The 25,318-nt window shown below is 69.6% G+C and carries 12 protein-coding genes; all 12 read left to right on the top strand.

Annotation, left to right across the window (positions count from 1 at the left end):
* The first annotated feature begins 2 nt into the window (after positions 1 to 2).
* The 12 genes from ABD481_RS44625 to ABD481_RS44570 all read left to right on the top strand — a co-directional run bounded on the left by ABD481_RS44625 (position 3) and on the right by ABD481_RS44570 (position 25,006).
* Entirely contained in the window at positions 3 to 5,033 is a 5,031-nt protein-coding gene (locus ABD481_RS44625; RefSeq protein WP_344672006.1) for a type I polyketide synthase, read from the top strand.
* Positions 5,034 to 5,094: 61 nt separating this feature from the next.
* On the top strand, positions 5,095 to 5,961 hold the full coding sequence (locus ABD481_RS44620) for a 3-hydroxyacyl-CoA dehydrogenase family protein (protein ID WP_344672005.1): 867 nt from the start codon (positions 5,095 to 5,097) through the stop codon (positions 5,959 to 5,961).
* Between the two features lie 79 nt (positions 5,962 to 6,040).
* Positions 6,041 to 6,301 carry an acyl carrier protein gene (locus ABD481_RS44615; RefSeq protein WP_344672004.1) on the top strand — a complete coding sequence of 87 codons (261 nt, stop codon included), beginning with the start codon at positions 6,041 to 6,043 and terminating at the stop codon, positions 6,299 to 6,301.
* Between the two features lies 1 nt (position 6,302).
* The gene (locus tag ABD481_RS44610) at positions 6,303 to 7,460 is read left to right on the top strand and encodes an acyl-CoA dehydrogenase family protein (RefSeq protein ID WP_344672003.1); all 1,158 of its coding nucleotides are present in this window, start codon (positions 6,303 to 6,305) and stop codon (positions 7,458 to 7,460) included.
* A gap of 50 nt (positions 7,461 to 7,510) precedes the next feature.
* Positions 7,511 to 8,584 carry an HAD-IIIC family phosphatase gene (locus tag ABD481_RS44605; protein WP_344672008.1) on the top strand — a complete coding sequence of 358 codons (1,074 nt, stop codon included), beginning with the start codon at positions 7,511 to 7,513 and terminating at the stop codon, positions 8,582 to 8,584.
* 5 nt (positions 8,585 to 8,589) lie between these two features.
* Positions 8,590 to 9,357, top strand: coding sequence for a thioesterase II family protein (locus ABD481_RS44600; protein WP_344672007.1), 768 nt, complete (start codon positions 8,590 to 8,592; stop codon positions 9,355 to 9,357).
* 291 nt (positions 9,358 to 9,648) lie between these two features.
* The gene (locus tag ABD481_RS44595) at positions 9,649 to 11,871 is read left to right on the top strand and encodes an MMPL family transporter (protein WP_344672002.1); all 2,223 of its coding nucleotides are present in this window, start codon (positions 9,649 to 9,651) and stop codon (positions 11,869 to 11,871) included.
* Positions 11,872 to 13,133: 1,262 nt separating this feature from the next.
* Positions 13,134 to 13,970 (top strand): ABC transporter ATP-binding protein, encoded by an 837-nt coding sequence (locus ABD481_RS44590; protein ID WP_344672001.1) that lies wholly within the window; start codon positions 13,134 to 13,136, stop codon positions 13,968 to 13,970.
* Positions 13,960 to 14,727 (top strand): ABC transporter permease, encoded by a 768-nt coding sequence (locus ABD481_RS44585; RefSeq protein ID WP_344672000.1) that lies wholly within the window; start codon positions 13,960 to 13,962, stop codon positions 14,725 to 14,727. The genes ABD481_RS44590 and ABD481_RS44585 overlap by 11 nt, the downstream gene beginning before the upstream one ends.
* 61 nt (positions 14,728 to 14,788) lie before the next feature.
* The gene (locus tag ABD481_RS44580; RefSeq protein WP_344671999.1) at positions 14,789 to 19,900 is read left to right on the top strand and encodes a type I polyketide synthase; all 5,112 of its coding nucleotides are present in this window, start codon (positions 14,789 to 14,791) and stop codon (positions 19,898 to 19,900) included.
* The gene (locus ABD481_RS44575) at positions 19,900 to 23,859 is read left to right on the top strand and encodes an SDR family NAD(P)-dependent oxidoreductase (protein ID WP_344671998.1); all 3,960 of its coding nucleotides are present in this window, start codon (positions 19,900 to 19,902) and stop codon (positions 23,857 to 23,859) included. Before ABD481_RS44580 ends, ABD481_RS44575 begins: the two co-directional genes overlap by 1 nt.
* Entirely contained in the window at positions 23,831 to 25,006 is a 1,176-nt protein-coding gene (locus ABD481_RS44570; RefSeq protein ID WP_425559421.1) for an acyl-CoA dehydrogenase family protein, read from the top strand. Before ABD481_RS44575 ends, ABD481_RS44570 begins: the two co-directional genes overlap by 29 nt.
* Positions 25,007 to 25,318 lie beyond the last annotated feature (312 nt).

Raw genomic sequence — 25,318 nt, 5'->3', positions numbered from 1 at the left:
CCCTGACCGCCCGCGCCCCGTCCGCCGGGGCCGCCGCGGCCGCCGCCCGCCCGGCCGTCCCGGCCGCGCCCGCGGTCCACCGCACCGGCACCGACGAGGACGACCCGATCGCCATCGTCGGCATGTCCGGCCGGTTCCCCGGCGCCGACGACGTCGCCACCTTCTGGCAGAACATCCGCGACGGCGTGGAATCCATCAGCTTCTTCAACGAGGAGGAACTCCTCGCCTCCGGCGTCGCCCCCGACGTCATCGCCAACGACCACTACGTCCCGGCGCGCCCCGTGCTCGCCGACGTCACCGGCTTCGACGCCGCGTTCTTCGGCCTCAGCCCGCGCATGGCCGCGCTCACCGACCCCCAGCAGCGGCTGTTCCTCGAAGTCTGCTGGGAAGCGCTGGAGAACGCCGGCTACGCCGCCCCCGAGCACCGCGGCCGCGTCGGCGTGTTCGGCGGCTCCAACATCAGCACCTACCTGCTGCGCATGCCCGAGGAAACGCTCATCGGCGGCGACGTCAGCACCTACGAGATCATCATGGGCAACGACAAGGACGCCCTCACCACGAACGTGTCCTACCTGTTCGACCTGCGCGGCCCCAGCGTCGCGGTGCAGACGTTCTGCTCCACCTCCCTGGTCGCCGCGCACATGGCGATGCAGAGCCTGCGCGCCGGCGAATGCGAGCTCGCCATGGCCGGCGGCGTCTCGATCCGGGTGCCGGACAAGGTCGGCCACATCTTCGGCCCCGGCGGCATGGAGTCCCCCGACGGCCACGTGCGGACCTTCGACGCCCAGGCCCGCGGCAGCATGTTCGGCGACGGCGCCGCGGTCGTGGTCCTCAAGCGCCTCTCCGACGCGCTGCGCGACGGCGACCACATCTGGTCGGTGATCCGCGGCTCGGCGATGAACAACGACGGCGCGCTCAAGGTCGGCTACACCGCGCCCAGCGTGGTCGGGCAGGCCCGGGTCGTCGCCGACGCGCTGGTGGACGCCGGCATCACCGGCGAGGACGTCAGCTACATCGAGGCCCACGGCACCGCCACCGAGCTCGGCGACCCGATCGAGATGGCGGCGCTGATCCGGGCGTTCGGGCCCACCCGGACCCGGCAGTACTGCCCGATCGGCTCGGTCAAGACCAACGTCGGGCACCTGGACCGGGCGGCCGGCGTCACCGGCCTGATCAAGACCTCGCTGGCGCTGCGCGAGCGGATCATCCCGCCGAGCCTGCACTACACCAGCCCCAACCCCGAGATCGACTTCGAGGACAGCCCGTTCTACGTCAACACGGCCCTGAGCCCGTGGACCACCCGCGACGGCCGCCCGGCCATCGCCGGCATCAACTCCCTGGGCATGGGAGGCACGAACGTGCACGTCGTGGTCCAGGAGGCGCCGCGCCGCGGCGCCGGACCGGACGGCGGCGGCGACTCCGAACGCCGCTACCAGGTGCTGCCGCTGTCCGCCCGCAACGCCGTCGCCGCCGACCAGGCCTGCGCCCGCCTGGCCGGCCACCTCGCCGGGCCCGGCGCCGGCCACCGGCTCCCCGACGTCGCCTACACGCTCCAGATCGGCCGCAAGACCTTCGAGCACCGGCGGGTCGTCGTCGCCGACGGCGTGCCGCAGGCCGCGAAGATCCTGGCCGGCGACGGCCCCGGGCTGATGAACCGGGTCGACGCCGTCCGGGGCCGGCAGGCCGCGTTCCTGTTCACCGGGACCGGCGAGCAGTACCCCGGGCTCGTCGCCGAGCTGTACCGGCGCGAGCCGGTGTTCCGCGACCTGCTCGACGGCTGCCTGCGCACCCTCGCCGAGACCCTGCCCGAGGTCGACCTCGCCGACCTGCTCGCCGGACCGCGGGCCGGCGGCGGCGGACTGGCGGCGCTGCTCGGCCGCGACACCGGCGCGCCCGACGACCGCACCACGGCCCTGGCCGACACCGCGGCGCTGCAACCGGCACTGTTCGCCGTCGAGTACGCCCTGGCCGGAACCCTGATGGCCTGGGGCGTCCGGCCGCGGCTGATGCTCGGCTACAGCCTCGGCGAATACGTCGCGGCCTGCCTGTCCGGGGTGCTGTCGCTGCCCGACGCGCTGGCGCTCGTCGCGCACCGCGCCAAGCTCATCGCCGCGCTGCCGCACGGCGCGATGGCCGCCGTGTCGATGCCCGCCGCCGACCTCGCCGACCGCTACGACCTGCCCGGCCGGAACCTGGACATCGCGGTGGTCAACGGCCCCGAGGTCACCGTCGTGGCCGGACCGGCCAAGGACATCGAAGCCTTCCTCAGCGAACTGCGCTCCGCCGAGATCGCCTGCCGGCCGCTCCAGACCACGCACGCCTTCCACAGCCGGATGCTCGACGCCGCCACCGACGACCTCACCGCCTGGATCGGCGAGCACATCACGCTCAACGCGCCGACGATCCCCTACATCTCCAACGTCACCGGCGAGCTCGCGACCGCCGACCTGGTGCGCGACCCCGGCTACTGGGCCCGGCACATGACCGGGACCGTGCAGTTCGCCGCCGGGATCCGGACGCTGCTGGCCGACCCCGAGCTGGCGATCGTCGAGATCGGCCCCGGCTCCTCGCTCGGCGCGCTGATCCGCGGCGCCGGGTGCGAGCCCCAGCGCTGGCCGCTCATCGTCGCCACGCTGCCGGCCGCGGCCGACAGCCGCGCCGACGACGCCGTCCTGGCCGACTGCCTGGCCCGGTTGTGGCTGCTGGGGGTCGACGTGGACTGGCCGGCGCTGCACGGGCGGTCGGAGCGCGGCGGGGCCGAGGGGGCCGAGGGGTCCGTGTCGGAGTCCGAGCAGCTCGAAGGCGGAGAGCTTGCCGCCGACGAGTCCGGAGGCGAACGCGAGGAGGCCGGCCAGGCCGGCGGGACTGGCGGCTCCGGCGCGGCGACCCGCGCCGCCGACCGGCTGCCCGGCCGCGTCCCGCTGCCGACCTACCCGTTCCAGCGCCAGAAGTACTGGATCTCCGGCACCCGCACCACCCTGACCGACGGACACCGCCCCGGCGAGCTCCCGGCCGGTCAGGCCCCTGATGCCAGCAACCTGTTCGAAGCCGTCGCCAGCCTGCCCAAGCTGGCCGAGGAGGACTGGCTGCACCTGCCGGTCTGGCGCCAGACCGCCTCGCCGGCCGCCGGCCCCCGGGCCGCCACCCGGCTGGTCTTCACCCGGGACGGCGCCGCCGACGACGTCGCGCGCCGCCTCGGACCCGACGTCGTCACGGTGCGGCCCGGCGCCGCCTTCGCGGCCGTGGACGGCGGCTACCTCCTCCGCCCCGGCAACCTCGAAGACGCCTCAGCGCTGCTCAGGGCCCTGAAGCAGCCGCTGGACCAGGTCGTCCACCTGTGGAACCTGGAACCCGTGGCGCGTGCCGACGCGAACGCCTACGGCCTGCACACCCTGGTGGCGCTGGCCCGGGCGGCCGGCGAGTTCGGCATGGACAGCTGGACGCTGGACGTCGGCGTCTCCGGGACGCAGCAGGTGCTGCCCGACGACGTCGCGAACCCGGACGCCGCCACGCTGATGGGGCCGTGCCTGGTCATCCCGCTGGAGTTCCCGAAGGTCACCGCGCGCCTGATCGACGCCGACCAGCCCGCGCTGCGGCCCGACGCGTTCGCCGCCGACCTGGCCGCCGAACTCGGCCGTCCGCACACCGACCGGATCGTCGCGCTGCGCCGCGGACGCCGCTGGATCCCCGGCTACGAGCGCATGGCCGTCGACGGGCTGCCGGGGGGCGAGGGCACCAGCCCGGCCACCGCGGACCAGGGCACGGATCCGGTCGGCGACCTGTCCGGGAGCCTGCGCGGCGGGCTGCGCGACGGCGGCGTCTACCTGATCACCGGCGGCCTCGGCGGCGTCGCGCTCGGCCTGGCCGAACGCCTGGTCCGCGACCGGCAGGCCCGCCTGGTCCTGCTGGCCCGCCACGGACTGCCGCCCCGCGAGGAATGGGACTCCGACAGCCTGAACCCCACCGCCCGCCGCCGCGTCCAGGCCGTCCAGGAGCTGCTCGCGCTCGGCGCCGAGGTCGAGGTCGTCACCGGCGACGTCACCAACCCCGACGACGTCCGCAAGGCGATCGACACCGCCGTCGAGCGCTTCGGCGCCCTGCACGGCGTCCTGCACGCCGCCGGCGTCCCCGGCATGGGCCTGATGCAGTTCAAGCAGCCCGCCGAACTCGACCAGGTCACCGCCCCGAAGATCGACGGCGCGCGCGCCGTCGTCGAGGCCCTGGGCATCGGCACCCCCGGCGAGACCGCCCTGGACTTCCTGGTGTTCTTCTCCTCGATCACCTCCGCCACCGGCGGCGGCCCCGGCCAGGTCGACTACTGCGCCGCCAACGCCTACCTGGACAGCTACGCCTGCCAGCTGGCCGCGACCGGCCGCCGGGTGCTCTCGATCGACTGGGGCGAGTGGACCTGGAACGCCTGGGAGCAGGGCCTGGACGGCTACGACGAGAAGCTCCAGACCTTCTTCCGGGAGAACCGCGCCCGCTTCGGCATCGCCTTCGACGACGGCTGGCGCGCCTTCCAGCGGGCCCTGGCCGCCGGCGAGCCGCGCGTCGTGATCTCCACCCAGGACTTCCCGCTGGTCGTCATGGGCAGCGCCAAGTTCACCATCGAGGCCGTCATGCCGCCGGCCGGCCGCTCCGGCGACCGGTACCCGCGGCCCGAGCTGGTCACCTCCTACCAGGAGCCGTCCGGCGAGGCCGAGGAGAAGATCGCCGAGATCTGGCGCGACGCGCTGCGGCTGGAGCTGGTCGGCGTCCAGGACAACTTCTTCGAGCTCGGCGGCAACTCCCTGCTCGGCGTCAGCATCGTCGCCGCGCTGCGGCGCGAGTTCGGCCTGGCCGAGATGCCGCCGCACATCCTCTACGAGGCCCCGACGGTGGCCGCGCTGGCGCTGGTCGTCGAGTCGGCCGCGGCCGGCGCGCCGTCCTGGTCGGCCAGCGGACCCGAGGACGAGGGCAACCAGGTCCGGGCCCAGCTGCGCCGCTCCGGCCTGGAAGCCTCCGCCAACCGGCGGCGCGCCGCGCACGACTGAACCGGGCCGGGCGGTCCAGACCGGCCGCGACCCACCAACCGAGAAGAAAACGGAGTGACACATGGACAGAGCGATCGGTGTCGTGGGCGCCGGGGTCATGGGAGTGGGCGTCGCCCAGAACCTGGCCCAGACCGGCCACGAGGTCGTGCTGGTCGACACCAGCGAGGCCATCCTGGCCGAGGCGCGGGCGACGATCCGGAACAACTGCCGGATGAGCCGGCTCACCGGCGGCCCCGAGCTGGACCCGGACGCCGTGCTGGCCCGCATCACCACCGCCGTCGGCGCCTCTGCGGTGGCCAAGGTGGACATCGTGGTCGAGAACGTCACCGAGAACTGGGACGTCAAGCGCGGCGTCTACCAGGAGCTGGACGCCGCCTGCGGCCCGGACACGGTGTTCGTGGTGAACACCTCGGCGATCCCGATCACCCAGGTCGCCTCGATCACCAAGCGCCCGGCCAACGTCATCGGCGTGCACTTCATGAACCCGGTGCCGGCCAAGCCCGCGGTGGAGATGATCCCGGGCGTCCACACCTCCGAGCAGACGATCGAGCGCACCCGGGCCATGCTGTCCGCGATGGGCAAGCGCGCCATCCCGGTCAAGGACGCCTGCGGCTTCGTGTCCAACCGGGTGCTGATGCTCACCGTCAACGAGGCCGCCTACCTGGTGCACGAGGGCGTGGCCGACGCCGCCGGGGTCGACGACGTCTTCCGCAGCTGCTTCGGCCACCCGATGGGGCCGCTGGAGACCGCCGACCTGATCGGCGTCGACACCATCCTCTACAGCGTCGAAGTGCTCTACGACCAGTACTCCGACAGCAAGTACCGGCCCTGCCCGCTGCTGCGGGAGATGACGGCCGCCGGGCTGCACGGCCGCAAGACCGGCCGCGGCTTCTACGACTACGGCGGCTCCAACCGGGCCGTCGTCTGAGAGCACGGTCTTCACCGAGAACGCAGTGCTCGACCAAGAATCGCCGAACACGGAACACGGACACAGAGGGGTATAGAACATGGCTGAGAACGTGAAGGACCAGATCCTCGGCTTCCTGGAGAGCCGCTTCCCGGACGTGGAGATCCCCGAGACCGAGGACATCTTCCAGCTCGGATTCGTCAACTCGCTGTTCGCGATGGAGCTGGTGATGTTCATCGAGAAGACCTTCGGCGTCACCATCCCCAACGACGAGCTGCGGCTGGACAACTTCCGCACCGTGAAGTCGATGGCCGAGCTGGTCGACCGCCGCACGGCGCTCGCCGAGACGGCCGAGGTCTGAGATGAGTCCGGCCAGGCCCGTCCTGGAGGTACTGGAGTCCGGCGCCGTCCATGACCGGGCCTCGGCCCGGGCCTTCGTCGACGAGCACATCGCGCCGCGGGCCAACGGGTTCGAGCGGGACGGGCGGATCCCGGAGGAGCTGCTGGAGCGGATGGGAGCGGCCGGCCTGTGGGCGCCGTTCCTGCCGCGCGAGTCCGGCGGCGCCGACATGGACATGGTGACGCTCGGCGAGGTGCACGAGGAGGTGGGCCGCGGCTGCTCCTCGGTGCGCAGCCTGCTGACCGTGCACACCATGCTGTCCTGGGCGCTGCGGCGCTGGGGCTCGGACGCGCAGCGCGAGCGCTGGGAGTCCGAGCTGGCGCGCGGCACGACGCTGGGCGCGTTCTGCCTGTCCGAGCCCGGCGCCGGCAGCGACGCGGCCGGCATCGCCTCCACGGCGGTGGAGTCCGGCGGCGGCTGGACGCTCAACGGCACCAAGAAGTGGATCACCAACGGCCAGCGGGCGGACCTGTACCTGGTGTTCGCCCGCACCGCCGGCAGCATCGGCGCGTTCCTGGTGCCGCGGGACACCCCCGGCGTGCAGGTGTGCCCGATCCCGGAGATCCTCGGCACCCGGGCCTCGATGCTCGCCGAGGTCACCTTCCGCGACGTCCGGCTCGGGCCGGAGTCGCTGCTGGGCCCCAGCGGCTTCACCGCCGGGATGGTCCTGACCGGCACCCTGGACCTGGGCCGCTACAGCGTGGCGACCGGTTCGGTGGGCATCATCCAGGCCTGCCTGGAGGCCTGCGCGGCCTACACCAACCAGCGCGAGGTCGGCGGTTCGGCGCTGCGGAACCTGCAGCTGATCCAGGCGAAGGTGTCCGACATGGTCACCGACGTGCGCGCGGCCCGGCTGCTGTGCCACGAGGCCGGCCGGCTCAAGGACGCCCGCGACTCCACGACGATCATGGCGACCTGGGTGGCGAAGTACTTCGCCTCCACCCGCGCCGCGACGCACGCCTCCGAGGCGGTGCAGATCCACGGCGCCAACGGCTGCGGACCGGACTACCCGGTCGCGCGCCTGTACCGGGACTCGAAGGTCATGGAGATCATCGAGGGCAGCAACGAGATCCAGCGGGTCACGATCGCTGGCGAGGCATATCGGGAGATGAAGCTGTGAACGCCGTTACCGCCGTCAGCGCGGACGAGGGTCAGGCCGAGGGTCAGGCTGTGGAGAAGGCCGCGGGCAAGGCCGCGGAGCTGCCGGCCAAGCCGAAGCGCGGCCGGATCAAATGCATCGTGTGGGACCTGGACAACACGCTGTGGGACGGCGTGCTGCTGGAGGACCCCGACGTCAAGATACGGCCGCGGGTCGTGGAGCACATCGAGGCGCTGGACGCCAAGGGCGTGCTGCACTCGATCGCCAGCAAGAACGATTATGAGACCGCGATGGCCAAGCTGGAGGAGCTCGGGCTGGCCGAGTACTTCCTGGCCCCGCAGATCGGCTGGAACCCGAAGTCGACGTCGATCAAGGTGGTCGCCGAGGCGCTGAACCTCGGGCTGGACGCGTTCGCGTTCGTCGACGACCAGGACTTCGAGCGCGCCGAGGTCGCCTTCGGCACGCCGGAGGTGATCTGCGTCGACATCCTGGACCTGGAGGAGGCGCTGGAGCGTCCGGAGTTCCAGCCGCGGTTCGTCACCGACGAGTCGGCGCGGCGCCGGGAGATGTACCAGGGCCAGATCCTGCGCGACGGGCTGGAGAAGGACTTCGTCGGCACCAACGAGGAGTTCCTGGCCAGTCTGGAGATGGGGTTCACCATCGAGGCGGCCAAGACCGCCGACCTGCAGCGGGCCGAGGAGCTGACGGTCCGCACCAACCAGCTCAACTCCACCGGCCGCACCTACTCCTACGAGGAGCTCGACGCGCTGCGCGAGTCGCCGGACCACCTGGTGCTGGTCGCCTCGCTCACCGACAAGTTCGGCAGCTACGGCAAGATCGGGCTGGCGCTGGTGGAGAAGGGCGAGAAGGTCTGGCATCTGCGGATGATGCTGATGTCCTGCCGGGTGATGTCGCGCGGCGTCGGGATGGTGCTGCTCAACCACGTGCTGCGGCTGGCCGGGGAGGCCGGGGCGCCGCTGCGCGCCGACTTCGTCGAGACCGGGCGCAACCGGATGATGCAGATCACGTACATCTTCGCCGGCTTCCGCGAGGTCGAGCGGGACGGCGCGCACGCGGTGCTGGAGGCCGAGACCAGCGACATCCAGCCGCCGCCGGAGTACGTCCGGCTGGAGATCCTGCCGTGACCACGATGCCGCTGATCGGCGATCTCAACCGGTGGCTGCCGGTGCGGCCGCGCGTCGCGGACGACGACGCGCTGCCGCTGTTCTGCCTGCCGCACGCCGGCGGCGGCGCCTCGGCGTTCCGGTCCTGGCAGGACGGGGTGCCGGGGACCGCGGTGCTGCCGCTGCAACTGCCCGGGCGGGAGAGCCGGCTGCGCGAGAGCCCGTACCAGGACATGGACTCCCTGGTGGCGGTGATCGCGACGGTGGTCTCGACCGAGGCCGCCGGGCGGCCGTTCGCGCTCTACGGGCACAGCCTGGGGGCGCTGGTGGCCTTCGAGACGGTGCGCGCGCTGCGCCGGCGCGGGCGGCCGCAGCCCGTGCACCTGTTCGTCAGCGGCTGCTCGGCGCCGTCCTGTCCGGCGGACGACGGTCCGCCGGTCGGCGGGATGGCGGTTCCCGAGGTGGTGCAGATGCTGCGCCGCCTCGGGGGCACGCCGGAGTGGCTGCTGGCCGACGCCGGGGCGCTGGAGACGATCCTGCCGCCGTTCCGGGCCGATTTCAGCGTCAAGGAGACCTACGAGTACCGGGCGGAGCCGCCGTTGATGGTGCCGATCACGGTGCTGGCCAGCACCGACGACCCGCGGGCGCCGGTCGAGCAGCAGGAGATGTGGCTCGGGGAGACGGTGGGGCCGGTGCGGCAGCACACGTTGGCCGGGGGACACTTCGCGGTGTTCGAGCAGGGGGCGTTGACCAGGAGTCTGCTTACTGAGGCGCTGGCGCAGTGGGTGGGGTGAGTTGAGGGCCGGTGCGTCGGGGCTTGGTGAGCCGAGGCTTGGTGCGTCGGGGCTTGGTGAGCCGAGGCTTGGTGCGTCGAGGCTTGGTGTGTCGTCCGGCGGCGTGTTGCGTTCTGGTGCGTCGCGCACCGGCGTGGTGCGCACGGGTGGGCGGCGCACGGGTGAATTCTGGCGGAAGCAGTTGGCCGAAGTGGTCAGTGGACGCCTATGTCAGGGTCCTGCCGGGTAGGGCAGGCTGGAAGGGGATTGCCACGCCATCAAGATCCTGATGTCGAGACGAGGGACGTATCCATGTTCGCTGGTTGGGGCGCGATCGTAGGGCGACTGCGGTGGGTGGTGGTCGCCTTGACCGTCGGCTTCGCTGTCTTCGCCGGCGTATGGGGGACGGGGGCGTTCGGCCGGCTGTCCGGCAGCGGGACGCTCGACGATCCCAAGAGCGACTCGCAGGTCGTCAAAGCACGGATCGTGGCCGATTTCGGACGGACGCAAAGCGCCGACATCGTCGGGCTCTACTCCAGCCCCACGATGGCGGCCACCGATCCGGCGTTCCAGAGCGCGGTGGTGGCGGTGGAGGGACGGATCAAGACCGATCCGTCGGTCGCGAGCGTGGTTTCGTACTATGACACCCAGTCGCCGTCGATGGTGTCCCGGGACGGGCACTCGACGTTCATCGCGATCAACCTGGTGGACGGGGTCAAGGATTCCAATGCCAAGAAGATCCGGCACGCGCTGGCCGCCGACGGGCTGACGACGCAGGTCGGCGGCCAGAAGGTGGTCGACCTCGACATCAGCGGCAAGGTCGGCGACGGCATCGCGATGGCGGAGAGCATCTCGATGCCGATTCTGACGCTGTTGTTGATCCTGGTGTTCGGGAACCTGGTCGCGGCGCTGATGCCGCCGCTGATCGGGGGACTGGCGGTGCTCGGGGCGTTCACCGGGATCCGGGTTATTGAGGAATATACGACTGTTTCGACGTTCGCGATCAGCATCGTGACGATTTTGGGGTTGGGGCTGGCTGTCGACTACGGGTTGTTCATCGTCACGCGGTTCCGGGAGGAGTTGGATGCCGGGCGTGAGGTGCGGGCGGCTTTGTCGAGGACCATGGCCACGGCGGGGCGGACGGTCGCGGTGTCGGGGTTGTTGGTGGCTTTGGCGTTGTCGAGTTTGTTGATTTATCCGCAGGTGTTTTTGCGGTCGATGGGGTTTGGGGGGTCGGCTGCGGTTTTGGTGGCTATGGTTGCTAGTTTGACGGTGCTGCCTGCTTTGTTGGCGATTTTGGGGCATCGGGTTGATGCGCTGGCTTTGCCTTGGGCGAAGAGGAGGAAGGCGAAGAGGTCTGCGGCGGCAGTGAAGGGGGCTGCTGCTGGTGGGAGTGGTGGCTCTCCGCAGGGAGCGGGGGAGTCGGGGCGGTGGGCGAAGATCGCGGGCAGTGTGATGAAGCGTCCGATCGTTTATATGGTCGGGGTGCTGGTGGTGTTGGGGGTTCTGGCCGCGCCGTTCGCGAAGGTTCACTTTGGCGGGGTCGATGAGCGTCAGCTGCCGGCCGGTACGCAGAGCCGGGTGGTGTCGGAGAAGCTGGCTTCGGATTTCCCGGGTGGGAGTATTCGGCCGATCAGGGTGCTGGTGTCGGGCGCGTCGCCGGATGCTGTGAAGGCGTATGGGGAGCAGTTGGCCGCGGTGCCCGGGGTGACGGGGACGTCGGTGGCTGCCGAGAGTCCGACGGCGACGCTGTTCAACGCTACTTTCGATGGTGATGCCAGCTCGGTGGCGAATCAGGATCTGGTTAAGCGGGTTCGGGCGCTGCCGCCGCCGGCCGGGGCGACGGTGCTGGTGGGCGGTACGACCGCGGGGATCGTGGATCAGCTGCACTCGGTGAGTTCGCGGTTGTTGTGGATGGGATTGATCGTGGCCGGGGTCACGTTCCTGTTCCTGGCGATCGCGTTCGGGTCGGTGCTGGTGCCGATCAAGGCGATTGTGATGAACGTGATCTCGATCGCGGCGGCGTTCGGGGTGGTGACGTGGATCTTCCAGGAGGGGCACCTGTCGGGGTTCTTCGGGTTCACGCCGACGGGGTACATCGAGGCCAGTCAGCCGGTGTTGATGGTGGCGATCTTGTTCGGGTTGTCGATGGACTATGAGGTGTTCTTGCTGTCGCGGATCCGGGAGCGGTGGGACGACACCGGGGACAACCGCGCGGCGGTGGTGACCGGGGTGCAGAGTACGGGGCGGATTATTACTACGGCGGCGGTGCTGTTGTGCGTGGTGGTGGGGGCGTTCTCGATGGCTGATGTGACGTTTATTAAGATGATTGGGGTGGGGATGTTTGTCGCGTTGTTGGTGGATGCGACGGTGGTGAGGTTGTTGTTGGTGCCTGCGACGATGCGGTTGTTGGGTGGGGCGAACTGGTGGGCGCCGGGGTTTTTGCGGGTTTTGTATGGGAGGTATGGGGTGCGGGAGGGGGATGCTCGGGATGATGTTGTTGGGGGGAGGGCTGGGATAAAAGCTAAAAGCTGAAGGCTGAAGCTAAGAGCTAAAGGCTGAAGCTAAGAGCTGAAGGCTAAAGCTAAAGGCTAAAGGCTAAAGGCTAAAGCTAAAGGCTAAAAGCAGGCGCTTCCAGCGGGGGCCTCGGATCCCTCGGGGAACTGGCGCCGGCTCCATAGGGGGGTCTGGTCAGTCCCTGCGCTGGCGGTTGGTGAGGTGGGGGTTCGTTCCCCTCGGTCACGTCGGCAGCCCTACGGGTACAGTGCCGCCGCCCGAGTGTCAAGTCCATGCCGTTGCGTTTGAGGCCTTGCCTTGCTGTTGCGTATGCATGGACTGGACACCCGGTCGGCGGCACTGTAGGCAAAGCCCTGCCGACGTGACCGAGGGGAACGAACCGAAAACCCAGGCAGGGGATTGACAGTCTCGGGGGCAGAGATTGTCGGCTTCGGTGTTTGGCTGGCGGTTTTCGAGTTTTGGGTGGCTGCTCTCCTGCTTGCTTGGCTGCCCGCTGCTTATTTGCTTGCCCTGCCGCTTGTCTGTCTTCTTTTCCCTTGCCTGCCTGTCCGTCGGCTCGCCCGCCTGCCTGCCGGTCTGCCCTTGGCTCGCCTGCTGGGCGGCCTGGTCGTCTGCCTGCTTGCCCACCTGCATGGCCGTTCGCCTGCCAGGTCGGCCGCCTCGCCTGCCTGCGATCCCGCTTATCTGCTTTCCCTCCTGCTTGTCCGCTGCCCGCCCCCCTGCCTGTCCGCTTGTCCGCCTGCCCGCCTGTCTGTCCGGCGGCTCGCCTGCTGGGCGGCTTGCCCGCTTGCTTGCTCGCCTGGCGGGCAGCTTGCCGCTTCCCGCCCGCTTCCGGCTCCGGTGCCTGACCGCCATGCCAGCTCCCCACCTCTGGCCGCCGGCTCCCGGTTGTTCGGCTCCTGCTTTGTCGGCTTTGGCTTCGGCTGCGGCTTCCGGCTTTCGAATTCTGTTTTCGGGCTCGGTGGGTGTTGGTTGTCGACTTCTGGCTGCCGGGTCCCCGCCGTTGGCTGGCGGTTGTCGACTTCGTCTTCTGGTCGTCGGCTTCCGGGTGTTGATTTCTGGCTTCCGTCTTCTTGTGGTCGCTCGGCACTCTTGTGTGCTGGTGCGTGTGCTCTGCGGCCGGCTCGTTGTTGGCGTGCGGCTTGCCGTTTGTTACGTGCATTCGGTCCGGTGACATCTATTCCCCGGCCACTTCCTGCGGCTAGCGATGGTGATCCGTGCGCTTCTACCGTGGCGCCAGGTCCACTGTCAGGGGCCTCCTACCCAAGGGAAGTGACACCGTGCTCGAAGCCCTCGACCTGGCGAAGCGCTACGGTCCGGTCACAGCTTTGGACGGGTTCTCGTTGAAGGCCGTCCCTGGAGAGATTGTTGGTCTGGTTGGGCACAACGGTGCCGGTAAGACGACGTTTGTGGAGATCGTTACGGCGTTGACGCGGCCTGATGGTGGTTCGGTGACCATTGATGGGAAGGCGCCGGGCAAGGCCAAGGGGTTGGTCGGGGTGGCGCCGCAGCATTTGGGGCTGTATCCGTCTATTACGGTGCGGGAGCATCTGGAGCTCTTTGGGCGGTTGGCTGGTTTGCGGAAGGTCGCGCTGGCTGCGGCTATTGAGGAGCTCGGGGTCGCGTTGCGGTTGGGCGAGATCATGGATCGGCGGACGGGGGCTTTGTCCGGGGGGCAGCAGCGGAGGACGCAGGCGGCTACGGCGTTGATCAATAATCCGCCGTTGTTGTTGTTGGACGAGCCGACTGCGGGGGCTGATCAGGAGACGCGGCAGGCGATGTTGGATGTCGTCAAGCAGCGGGCTGGTGAGGGTGCTGCTGTCGTGTACACGACGCACTACCTGCCGGAGCTTACTGAGCTTCAGGCGACTATTGCGGTTATTCGCGCGGGGCGGGTTATCGCGCGGGGGACGTATGAGGAGCTCGTCGACGGGCTGCCCGGTGAGGTTCACGCGTGCTTCGAGGATGCTGAGGACGTGCGGATCTCGACGAATGATCCGACGAAGACGTTGATAGAGCTGCTGGCCACTACCAAGCAGCCGATTACTTCTGTCGAGGTGCGTAATGCCGACCTCGATGATCTCTACCGATCTCTGGCGGTGGGCCGTGACACGTGACGGAATAGGCGAGTCCTGGCAGCGGATCGCCGCGATGGCCAAGCACAATACGCGGATCCGGTTGCGGGATCCGGGGCAGATCATCAGTTACATCATCATGCCGATGATATTGATGGTGGTGCTCAAGCCGCTGTATGTGAAGGCGGTGCAGGGCGGGGCCAGGCAGGTGGTGACCGGGTTGCTGGTGATGTTCTCGGTGTTCGCGATCGCGGTGGCCGGGAACTCGATCCTGGTCGAGCGGAACTGGCAGACGTGGGATCGGCTGCGGGCCAGTCGGGCCAGTGCCACCGAGATGCTGATCGGGAAGATCATTCCGATCTTCGTGGTGATGTCGATCCAGCAGGCCTTGTTGTTCGTGTACGGGTGCTTCGTCATCGGCCTGCCGGTGCCCAAGCAGCTGGGCTATGTCGCTCTTGCCATCGTGGTGTGGGCGTTCGCCCTGCTGGCGGTGGGTGCCGCGTTGGCGACGGTCGCGCGCAGTTCCGGGGAGCTGGGCGTCATCTCGGACGTCGGCGCGCTGGTGCTGAGCTCCATGGGCGGTGCGTTGGTGCCGCTGAGCCTGATGCCGGGCTGGCTCCAGGCCGGCGCGCATGCCTCGCCGGGTTACTGGGCGTTGAAGATGGACCAGGCGGCGGTGTCCGGGGATGCCGGCGGCGTGCTGGTGCCGGCGGCGGTGCTCGGTGGGCTGGGGCTGCTGGCCGGCGTGTTCGCGGTCCGGCGCCTGACGCGCGGCTGGGGCCGCACTCGGATGCTCTGACAATTCTTGTTCTTGCTGTATGTACGGCTTTTCCCACCCGCGGATTTGGGGGCAACGTCGAATGGACCGGCACACGGACCTGCACAACGGGAACGGCAGCGCCGCGGGACCGGGGGGCGAGCCGCAGATCGCGATCATCGGCATGGCCGGCCGGTTCCCCGGCGCCGACGACGTGGATGCGTTCTGGCGCAACATCAGTACCGGGGTGGAGTCGTTCAGCAGCTTCACCGATGAGGAGCTGCTGTCCGCCGGGGAGGACCCGGCGGAGGTGCACCACCCGGACTACGTCCGCATGCGCCCCATCCTGAACGACATCCGGGGATGGGACGCGGCGTTCTTCGGCAGCAGCCCCCGGGAGGCGATGCTCGCGGACCCGCAGCAGCGGATCTTCGCCGAGTGCGCCTGGGAGGTGCTGGAGTCCGCCGGGTACGGGGTGCCCGAGGGCCGCGGTGTGGTCGGCGTCTTCGCCGGCATGAATATCAGCACTTATTTGCTGACCCGGCCCAACGCCTTCCGCATGGGGGTGGAGGTGGCCGGGCTGATGGTCGGCAACGACAAGGACGCGCTGGCCACCGCCGTCTCCTACCGCCTGGACCTGCGCGGTCCCGCTGTCGCGGTGCAGACCTTCTGCTCGACCTCGCTGGTCGCCATTCACTTGGCCTGCGCGAGTGTCCGGCGGGGCGAGTGCGACATCGCCATCGCCGGCGGCGTCTCGATCCGGGTCCCGGACCGGGTCGGCTACATGTACCACGAGGGCAACCAGGCCTCGCCCGACGGCAAGGTGCGGACGTTCGACGCCGCGGCCAAGGGCAGCATGTACGGCGACGGCGCCGCGGTCGTCGCGATCAAGCGCCTCGACGCCGCGATCGCCGACCGCGACACCGTGCTCGCGGTCATCCGCGGCTCGCACATCAACAACGACGGCGCCCTGAAGTTCAGCTTCCAGGCGCCGAGCATCGACGGCCAGCGTCGCTGCGCCACCAGCGCCATCGCCAACGCCGGGATCGATCCCAACAGCATCTCCTACGTCGAGGCGCACGGCACCGCCACCGAGGTCGGCGACCCGATGGAGGTCGCGGCCCTCACCGCGGCGTTCGGCCCGACCGAGCGCAAGCAGTACTGCCTGCTCGGTTCGGTGAAGCCGAACGTCGGGCACCTGGACCGGGCCTCCGGCGCCACCGGGCTGATCAAGGTGGTGCAGTCGCTGCGCCACGAGCTGATCCCCGGCACCGTGCACTTCCGCACCCCGAACCCGGAGATCGACTTCGCCGGCAGCCCGTTCCGCGTCACCGCCGAGCCCACGCCCTGGCCGCGCCGGGACGACCGGCCCCGCATCGCCGGGCTGAGCTCCCTGGGCACCGGCGGCACCAACGCGCACGCGATCATCTCCGAGGCGCCCGAGCCCGAGCCGCGCCCGCGGCGGGTGCGCCGGTGGCAGGTGCTGCCGGTCTCCGCGCGCACCGAGGCCGCCGCCGACCAGGCCTGCACCCGGCTGGCCGAGCGGCTCGCCGGCGACCCCGACCTCGAACTCGGCGACGTCGCCTTCACCCTGCAGACCGGCCGCAAGCTGTTCTCGCACCGCCGGCTCGTCGTCACCGACACCACGACCGAGGCCGCGCGGCGGATCGGCGACCCGGCGGCGCGGCTGGCGCGCGTGGACCCGATGACCGGCCGCCGCGTCGGCTTCCTGATCGCCGGGGTCGGCGAGCAGTACCCCGGCATGGTCGCCGAGCTGTATCGGGACGAGGCCGAATACCGGGCCGACGTCGACGAGTGCCTGGCCGTGCTCGGTCTCGCCGAGCCCGGACAGCTGTCGGACATGTTCGTCGAAGTCGACCGGACCCGGTCCGACGACGCGGGCGACCTGGCCCGGCTGCTCGGCCGCGAAGAGGGCGCGGGCCTGGCCGACTCCGCCGACCGCGCGGACTCCTCCGATCGGTCGACCGAGAACGCGCACCTGATCCAGCCCGCCGTCTTCGTGGCCGAATACGCCCTGGCCCGCCAGCTGCTCCGCTGGGGCGTCGAACCGCAGCTGATGATCGGCTACAGCCTCGGCGAATACGTCGCGGCCTGCCTGTCCGGGGTGCTGTCGCTGGCCGACGCGCTGCGCCTGGTCGCCTTCCGCGCGCAGCTGATCGCCGCCCTGCCCGAGGGCGCGATGCTGGCCGTGGCCTGCGACGAGGCCCGCCTGCGCTCGGTGCTCGGCACCACGCTGGACGACCTCGACGTGGCCATCCGCACCGGCACCCAGCTGGTCCTGGCCGGCCCCGTCGACGCCGTCGCCGCCGCGTCGAAGCTGCTGCTCGGCGTCGGCATCGGCAACCGCCGCCTGGAGACCACGCACGCCTTCCACTCCCGGATGCTGCTGCCGGCCGCCGACGAGCTCACCGCGTGGGTCAAGGAGAACGTCACCCTCAACCCGCCGGCCATCCCCTACCTCAGCAACGTCACCGGCCGCCTCGTCGACGCCGAGACCCTCGCCGACCCCGGCTACTGGGCCCGGCACATGTGCGAGACCGTCGAGTTCGGCACCGGGCTGGAGGAGATCCTGCACGGCGGCGACGCCGCGCTGGTCGAGATCGGCCCCGGCCGCTCGCTCGGCGCGCTGACCCGCGGCCACCCCGCCTGCGACCGGAACCAGTGGCCGCTGATCGTCACCTCGCTGCCGGCCTCCGCCGAGAGCCGCGGCACCGACGCCGCGCTCACCGACCTGCTGGGCAACCTGTGGCTGGCTGGCGTGCCGATCGACTGGCGCGCCTGGCACTCCGGCTGGACCCCGGGCCGCGTCCCGCTGCCGACCTACCCCTTCCAGCGCACCGAGTACTGGCTGGACCCGGACAACGCCGACCGGCTCAACCCCTCGGTGGGCCTGCGCGGCGACGACACCCCCGCCTTCGACGAGAACGACCCCAGCAGTGTCCTGACCGGCCTGCCGCTGCTGCCCGAGACGCAGTGGATCAACGTGCCGACCTGGCGGCAGACCACCCCGCGCCCGGCGCGCACCGATACCGGCCGCTGGCTGGTCCTCGCCGCTGACGACAGCCGCGCCGACCGGCTGATCGCGGCCCTCACGGCCGCCGGCGCGCAACCGGTCGTGGCCCGGCCCGGCGCCGCGTTCGCCACCCGGCCGGACGGCTACGTGCTGCGGCCCGGATCGGTCGAGGACATGACCGCCGCGCTGCGGGACCTGGTCAAGCGCGGCCAGGCGCCGGAGCACGTGCTGCACCTGTGGACCCTCGGGCTCGGCGCCGACGACGGCCCCTCGGAGGCCGCGTCCGACGTCCCGCCCCCGATGAACGCCGAGCTCGGCGCGGTGCGCGGCGACGGGATCTTCGGCAGCGTCGCCGGAGCCGCCTTCGGCGTGGTCGCCGACGCGGTGCGCGACGCCACGCTCGACTCTCTCGGCAGCGTCGTCGGCGCGGCGGTCGGCGCGGTGCGCGACGCCGCTCTCGGCGGGACCGGCTCCGGCTCCGGGTCGGCATCCGGCACAGGCACCGCGACCACCGGGACCCGGGCGTTCCTGGACCTGGGCATCCACTCCGTCATCGCCGTCGCGAAGGCCGCCGGAGACCTCGGCCTGCCGCCCTGGACCCTGGACATCGTCACCGACGGCGGCCACCGCGTGCTGCCCGGCGACCAGGTCCGGCCGGAGCAGGCGCTGGTCCTGGGGCCCTGCCGCCTGATCCCCGTCGAGTACCCGGGCGTGCGGACCCGGCTCATCGACGTCCAGAACACCGATGCGAAGAACACTGACGCCCGGACCGCCGACTTCCGGGCCGCCGACGTCCGCGACACCCCGGTCGGCCCCGGCCCGCTCGACGACCCCGCCGCCCTGCGCGCCCTGGTCGCCGAGCTCCGCTCCGAACCCGACGACCAGGTCGTCGGCCTGCGCGGCGGCCGCCGCTGGATCCCCGGCTACGAGGTCATCGAGGAATCCTGCATCACCGACCCCGCCCCCGCCGTCACCATCCGCACCGGCGGCACCTACCTCGTCACCGGCGGCCTCGGCGGCATCGGCCTGGCCATGGCCGAGCGCCTGGCCCGCGACCACCGCGCCCACCTGGTCCTGATGGGCCGCACCCCGGTGCCGCCGGCCGACCAGTGGAGCCAGATCCTCGCCTCCGACGCCACCGCGCCCGAGGTCCGCCGCCGCATCGAGGGACTGCGCCGCCTGGACTCGGTCATCACCGTCGCCGGCGACGTGTCCAAACCCGCCGACGTCCGCCGCGCCGTCGACGCCGCCCGCACCGTCTTCGGCGGCCTGGACGGGGTGCTGCACTGCGCCGGCGTCCCGGCCGTCGGCATGATGCAGTTCAAGACCGCCGCCGACATCGAGAAGGTGCTGGCCCCCAAGGTCGCCGGCACCCGGGCGCTCGCGGCGGCCCTGAAAGAGCTGCCCGTCCCGGTCGACTTCGTCGCCCTGTTCTCCTCCACCACGTCCGCCACCGGCGGTGGCGCCGGCCAGGTCGACTACTGCGCGGCCAACGCCTACCTCGACGCCTTCGCCCTCGGCGACGCCCTGCCCGGCACCCTGGTCACCTCGATCGACTGGGGCGAATGGGTCTGGAACGGCTGGACCACCGGGCTCGAGGACTACGACGAGGGCTCGCGGCAGTTCTTCGAGCAGTACCGCCAGACCTTCGGCATCCCCTTCGACGCCGGCTGGCTCACGCTGCAACGCGTCCTGGCCTCCGGGGAACGGCACGTCGTCGTCTCCACCCAGGACTTCAGCCCGATCGTGGCGATGAGCCGCCGCTCCTCGATCCAGAGCCACCAGGCCACCGTGAAGAAGGCCCGCGACGCCTTCGGCCGCCACCCCCGCCCGGACCTGTCCGCGCCCTTCGTCGAACCGCAGACGCCCGAAGAGGAGGCCATCTGCGACGTCTGGGCCGAGGCGCTGGGCCTGGAACAGGTCGGCGTGCACGACAACTTCTTCGAACTCGGCGGCAACTCGCTGATCGGCATGGAGATCATCGTCCGCGTCCGGCAGGCGCTCGACGTCTCCAGCCTGCCGCCGCACCTGCTCTACCAGGCTCCGACGGTCTCCTCCCTGGCCGCCGCCGCGGCCGCCGGCCAGGACCAGGACGAGCAGGACCGGGAGGCCGAGGCCCGCGACCTCTACCGCTCCCGGATCGAACAACGACGCAGCAGCCTGCGCAAGGGGAGAAACTGATGACGCTGACGACCGACGACGCGATGACGACCGACGGCCGCTACGCCACAGCCGTCGCCCTGGTCGGGATGTCCGGGCGGTTCCCGGGCGCGAGCAGCGCGGAGCTGCTGTGGAGCAACCTGCGCGCCGGGATCAAGGGGCTGCGCGAGCTCGACGACGAGGAGCTGCGCGCCGCCGGCGCCACTCCGGGTCAGCTCGCCGATCCGAGGTATGTGCGGATCGGCGGCCCGCTGTCCGACGTCGACAAGTTCGACGCGGCGGTGTTCGGGATCAACCCGCGCGAAGCCGAGACGATGGACCCGCAGCACCGGCTGTTCCTGGAGTGCACCTGGGAGGCGCTGGAGGGCGCCGGGTACTGCCCGACGGAGGCTCCGGGGCAGGTCGCGGTGTTCGCCGGGTGCGGGTTCCCCGACTACATCGTGCAGAACATCCAGCACCTCCAGACCGAGCCCGGCGGGGTGCTGCTGATCGCGACCGGCAACGAGCGCGACTCGTTGGCCAACTTCGTGTCCTACAAGCTGGGGCTGAACGGCCCGGCGGTGACCGTGCAGACGTTCTGCTCGACGTCGATGGTCGCCATCCACTTGGCGTGCCAGAGCCTGCTCACGTATGAGTGCGACCTCGCGTTGGCCGGCGGCGCCTTCATACCGCTGCCGCAGCCGTCCGGGTATTTGTACGAGCAGGGCGGCATCGCCTCGCCCGACGGGATCGTGCGCAGCTTCGACAGCGCTGCCAACGGCACGGTGATGGGCAGTGGTGTGGGGGCGGTCGCGCTCAAGCGGATGAGCGAGGCGCTCGCTGACGGCGACGTCATCCACGCGGTGATTCTGGGTTCGGCGGTGAACAACGACGGCCGGGTCCGCGCCGGATACACCGCGCCCGGTGTCGACGGGCAGGCCGAGGTCATCAAGCTGGCGCTCGGGGTGGCCGGGGTGAAGACCGACACCGTGGGTTATGTGGAGTGCCACGCCACCGGGACGGTGCTGGGCGACTCGATCGAGCTGGCGGCGATGAACCGCGTGTTCACCTCCGCGCGTACGACGCCGTGCGTCCTGGGCACGCTGAAGCCGAGCCTCGGGCACCTGGACCGGGCGTCGGGCGTGGCCGCGCTGATCCGGGCCGCGCACGTCGTCAAGCACGGGGTGCTGCCGGGGACGCCGAACTATCAGAGCCCGAATCCGGCGCTGGCGACGGCCGCCGACCAGTTCACGGTGCTGACTCGCGACGCGGCGTGGCCGGAGGGGCCGAATCCGCGGCGGGCCGGGGTCAGCTCGTTCGGGCTCGGCGGGACGAACGGGCATGTGGTGCTGGAGGAGCCGCCGGTGCGGGAGGCCCGGGCGGCGCGGCCGGGGCCGCATCTGCTGACCTTCTCGGCGTTGAACGAGAACGCGCTGGGGGATGTGACGGAGCGGCTGCGGGCGTATCTGGAGGGCCTGGCGGATGTCGACGTCGACGTCGACCTTGCGGATGTCGCGTTCACGTTGCAGGTGTCGCGGGGTGGGTTCGCGTTGCGGCGGGCGGTGGTTTGTCGGGACCGGGAGGACGCGCTGGCGGCGTTGACGGATCCGGCGCGGTGGATCGATGAGAAGACGAGGCGGCGGAATCCGAAGGTGCGGTTGGTTGCGGGGGAGGGGGCTGGGGACGAGTGGTGGGAGCAGGTGGCTGTCGCTCTGGCCGACTCCGGGGTGAGTCAGGCTGTCGGGGCGAAGAGTGGGGCGAAGGGTGATTCGGGGGTTGGAGCTGGGGTTGCGGTTGGAGCTGGGGCCGGCGCTGGAGCTGGAGCCGGGGCTGGAGCTGCGTCGGGGGCTGCGGCCGGTGGGGGTGGCGTCGCTGAGAAGACGCTGGGGGCGCTGGGTGATTGGTTTGCGGCGTTGGGGGTTCGTATTGTTCGTGATCCGGCTGTCGAGGGTGTCGAGGAGATCGTGGTCGGGCCGGAGCCCGAGCGGTCGGGTGTGTCGAGCACGGCATCCCAGTGGCTGCTGACGGTGCTGGCTCGGTTGTGGCAGGCGGGAAGCCAGATCAACTGGTCTGTGCTGCACGGTGGTGCCGGGCGGCGGGTGGAGCTGCCTACCTATCCGTTCCAGCGGCGGCGCTACTGGGTGGATGCTTTGCCGGCGGCTGCGGCGGCTCGTACGACGGGCCGGACGTATGACCGGTCGCAGTGGACGTATTTGCCGAGCTGGCGGCGTCTGCCGGTGGCGGTCGCGGGGCTTGATGAGAAGGTTCGTGAGGCCGGGCCGTGGTTGGTGTTCGCTGGTGAGGAGCGGGGCGAGGCGCTTGTTGAGCGGCTGGTGGCTGCCGGCGCCGATGTGACTGCTGTTCGTCCTGGCGACGCGTTCACTCAAGATCCGTCGGGGTTCACGGTGCGAGTGGACGAGCCTGAGGACATGGCGCTGCTTCTCAGTGCCCTGTCTGACCCGCCGCGCGCGATCGTTCATGGGTTCAGTCTTGCCAGTGGTCAGGCGGTTGGTGATCCGATGGATCACTTCAATGCTGAGCAGGATCGCGGGTTCTACTCCGTGCTTGCTTTGGCTCGCGGGCTGATTGATGAGACTGGCGCTGCGCCGCGTGCCGAGGTCGTGCTGTTGACGTCCGGTGCTGCTGGGGTCATTGGCTCGGACTTGCTTCATCCTGAGCATTCGACGCTTGCTGCGTTGGCTCCTACGTTGGCCCAGGAGAACCCGCGGGTTCGGAGTCGTAGCATCGATGTTGATGATGTCAGCGCTTTGACGATGATGCTGGCTGCGGCGGTGAGCAAGTACGAAGGGCCCGTCGCCGTGAGAGCCGGGGAGGCGTGGCTTCAGGTCTACGAGCCCTGCCCGACCGATGAGATCGGGCCTGGGAACCAGCCGATCGGTGAGGGCGACACGGTTCTGATTACTGGCGGGCTTGGCGACGTCGGGCTCGTGCTGTCGCGTCACCTTGCGAGCAAGTACGCCTGCAAGCTGGTGCTTACGGCGCGGACTACGGTGCCACCGCGCGAGGAGTGGCAGTCCTACTTGGACGACGTGCCGGAGGGCGGGGAGCGTACGGCCCGGCATATTCGCAACATCCAGGACTTGGAGGCGCGCGGCGCCGAGGTCATCGCGATGTCGGCGGACGTCGCTGATGTGGAGCAGATGCGGGCGGTCGTCGAGGCGGCGGTGGACCGGTTCGGCAAGATCGATGTGGTGCTGCATGGCGCCGGCGTCCAGGACCCGCGGTTCTTCGACTACGCGCACCTGATTGACAGGGCGGCGTGTCAGGCGCATATGGATGCCAAGGTTCAGGGCTTCCATGTGTTGCAGGAAGTGCTTGGTGAGCAGTGTCCTGACCGGCGGATCACGATGTCGTCGATCGCGGCGGTGCTGGGTGGTATGACGCTGGGGCCGTATGCCTCGGCGAATGCGGCGCTCGATGCGTATTTGCGGCTTGCTCGGCGCGATGGTGTGGGCGGCCGGTGGATCACCGTCGACTGGGACACCTGGAACATCGATCCGGACCGGCTGGCCGGGCACGGGCCCGGGGTCAATGACTACGCGATGATTCCGTCGGAGGCGTGCGACATCTTCGAGCGGACGCTGGCGGCCGGGGACCGGTTGGGGCAGCTGGTCATCTCGACCGGGTCTGTCGATCACCGGATCGAGCAGTGGGTCACCGGCGATCTGCATGAGGGTGATGATGACGAGGAGCGCGAGCTTCACCCGCGTCCGGATCTGAACACTCCGTATGTCGCGCCGCGGGAGGGTACTGAGGCGACGTTGGCGGGGATCTGGTCGAAGGTGCTCGGGATCGAGCCGATCGGGTCGGCTGACAACTTCTTCGAGCTCGGTGGCCACTCGCTGATCGCGATCAACCTCACCGCGCGCATTCGCAAGGCGCTAGGCGCGGCGATTCCCATTACGGGCTTGCTGGAGAGCCCGACGGTCGGCCAGCTTGCGGCCCTGATCGATGGAGCGGCCAATGCCACGTCCGCCTGAGTACTTGAGGAAGGTTCAGGACTTCGTTCGGCGGGAGCTGATCGGGTCTGAGGAGCTGCTGGATTCGTTGGCGCCGGCGCCGCTGCCGTTGTATGGGCGGTTTGCGGATACCGGGTTGGCGAACTGGTGGTTGCCGAAGCGGTTTGGTGGGATGGAGTTGAGTTTGGAGGAGAGTGTTCAGATTGTTTCTGAGCTCTCCTATGGGGATGCGGGTGCGGCGTTCACGCTGTTTATTCCGGTGCTGACGACCAGCATGGTTGGTTGGTATGGGAGTGAGGAGCTTCAGGAGCGGTATTTGGGGGCTATGGCTGCTGACAACAGTTTTTGTGCGACGTTGGGGAGTGAGCACGAGGCTGGGAGTGAGTTGGCGCGGATGTCGACGGTGGTGCGGAGGGAGGGTGATGAGTTGGTTTTGAGTGGGCAGAAGGCTTTTTCGACTAATACGGATTTTGGGCGGTTTTTGGTTGTTGTGGCGAGGGTGGAGGGGGCGGCGTCGGAGTATTTGGCGGTTGTTGTGCCGCGGGATACGCCGGGGGTTGTGGTTGATAAGCGGTGGGATGTTGTCGGGTTGAGGTCGTCGGCGACGTATCAGGTGTCGTTGAACGAGGTTCGGGTGCCGGCTGGGAATGCGTTGAAGGGGAACGGGCTGCGGATTCTTGAGGTGGGGTTGAACGCTAGTCGGATTCTTATTGCGACTACGGCGTTGGGGATCGCGCGTCGGGCTCGGGATTTGTGCATGGACTATGCGAAGGCGAAGGTGGTGAAGGGGGCGCCATTGGTTAATAACCCGGTGTTCGCGGCGAAGCTTGGGCAGTTTGAGATGCAGATTGATGTGATGGCGAATCAGTGTTTGGCGGCGGCGCGTGAGTATGATGCGATTGCTGCTGGGGCGAATGCTGGGGCTGAGTTTTTGCGGCAGGGGACGTTGAAGTCGGCTGTTACGACGAAGATGTTTTGTGGGCAGGTGGGGTGGGAGGTTCTTTCGGCGGCTTCTGAGATGTTTGGTGGGGTGGGGTTCACTAGTGAGGCTTTGATTGGGAAGCTGTTGCGGGATGTTCGGTATGTTTCGATTGTTGAGGGTGGGGATGATGTGTTGAGGGAGTTGGTGTTTAGTCGGTATGTGGTGCCGGTTTCTAAGCGGAGGTAGGGGGGTGGGAGAGTAAGGGGCGAGATTTTGAGTTGGGATCAAAGATCAAAGTCAAAAGCTGGGTAAAGCAGGCGCCTCCAGCGGGGGCCTCGGTTCCCTCGGGGAACGGGCGCCAGTCCATAGGTCGGTACAGTCAGGGCCCTGCGCTGGCGGTTGGTGAGGTGGGGGTTCGTTCCCCTCGGTCACGTCGTCAGCCCTACGGGTACAGCGCCGCCGCCCGGGTGTCAAGTCCACGCGCTTGCTTTTGAGGTGTTGGCGGCGGTTGCGTACAGCGTGGACTGGACACCCGGTCGGCGGCACTGTAGGCAAAGC

The organism is Catenulispora yoronensis, from assembly GCF_039531695.1.
Taxonomy (GTDB): domain Bacteria; phylum Actinomycetota; class Actinomycetes; order Streptomycetales; family Catenulisporaceae; genus Catenulispora; species Catenulispora yoronensis.
Note: the sequence above shows the minus strand (reverse complement) of the source record. Positions and strands in the feature narration are given on the sequence as shown.

Bases quoted from the DNA above. Each gene is read 5' to 3' on its own strand.
- ABD481_RS44620 (WP_344672005.1), top strand. From the start codon at position 5,095: ATGGACAGAGCGATCGGTGTCGTGGGCGCCGGGGTCATGGGAGTGGGC.
- ABD481_RS44615 (WP_344672004.1), top strand. From the start codon at position 6,041: ATGGCTGAGAACGTGAAGGACCAGATCCTCGGCTTCCTGGAGAGCCGC.
- ABD481_RS44610 (WP_344672003.1), top strand. From the start codon at position 6,303: ATGAGTCCGGCCAGGCCCGTCCTGGAGGTACTGGAGTCCGGCGCCGTC.
- ABD481_RS44600 (WP_344672007.1), top strand. From the start codon at position 8,590: ATGCCGCTGATCGGCGATCTCAACCGGTGGCTGCCGGTGCGGCCGCGC.
- ABD481_RS44595 (WP_344672002.1), top strand. From the start codon at position 9,649: ATGTTCGCTGGTTGGGGCGCGATCGTAGGGCGACTGCGGTGGGTGGTG.
- ABD481_RS44580 (WP_344671999.1), top strand. From the start codon at position 14,789: ATGGACCGGCACACGGACCTGCACAACGGGAACGGCAGCGCCGCGGGA.
- ABD481_RS44575 (WP_344671998.1), top strand. From the start codon at position 19,900: ATGACGCTGACGACCGACGACGCGATGACGACCGACGGCCGCTACGCC.
- ABD481_RS44570 (WP_425559421.1), top strand. From the start codon at position 23,831: ATGGAGCGGCCAATGCCACGTCCGCCTGAGTACTTGAGGAAGGTTCAG.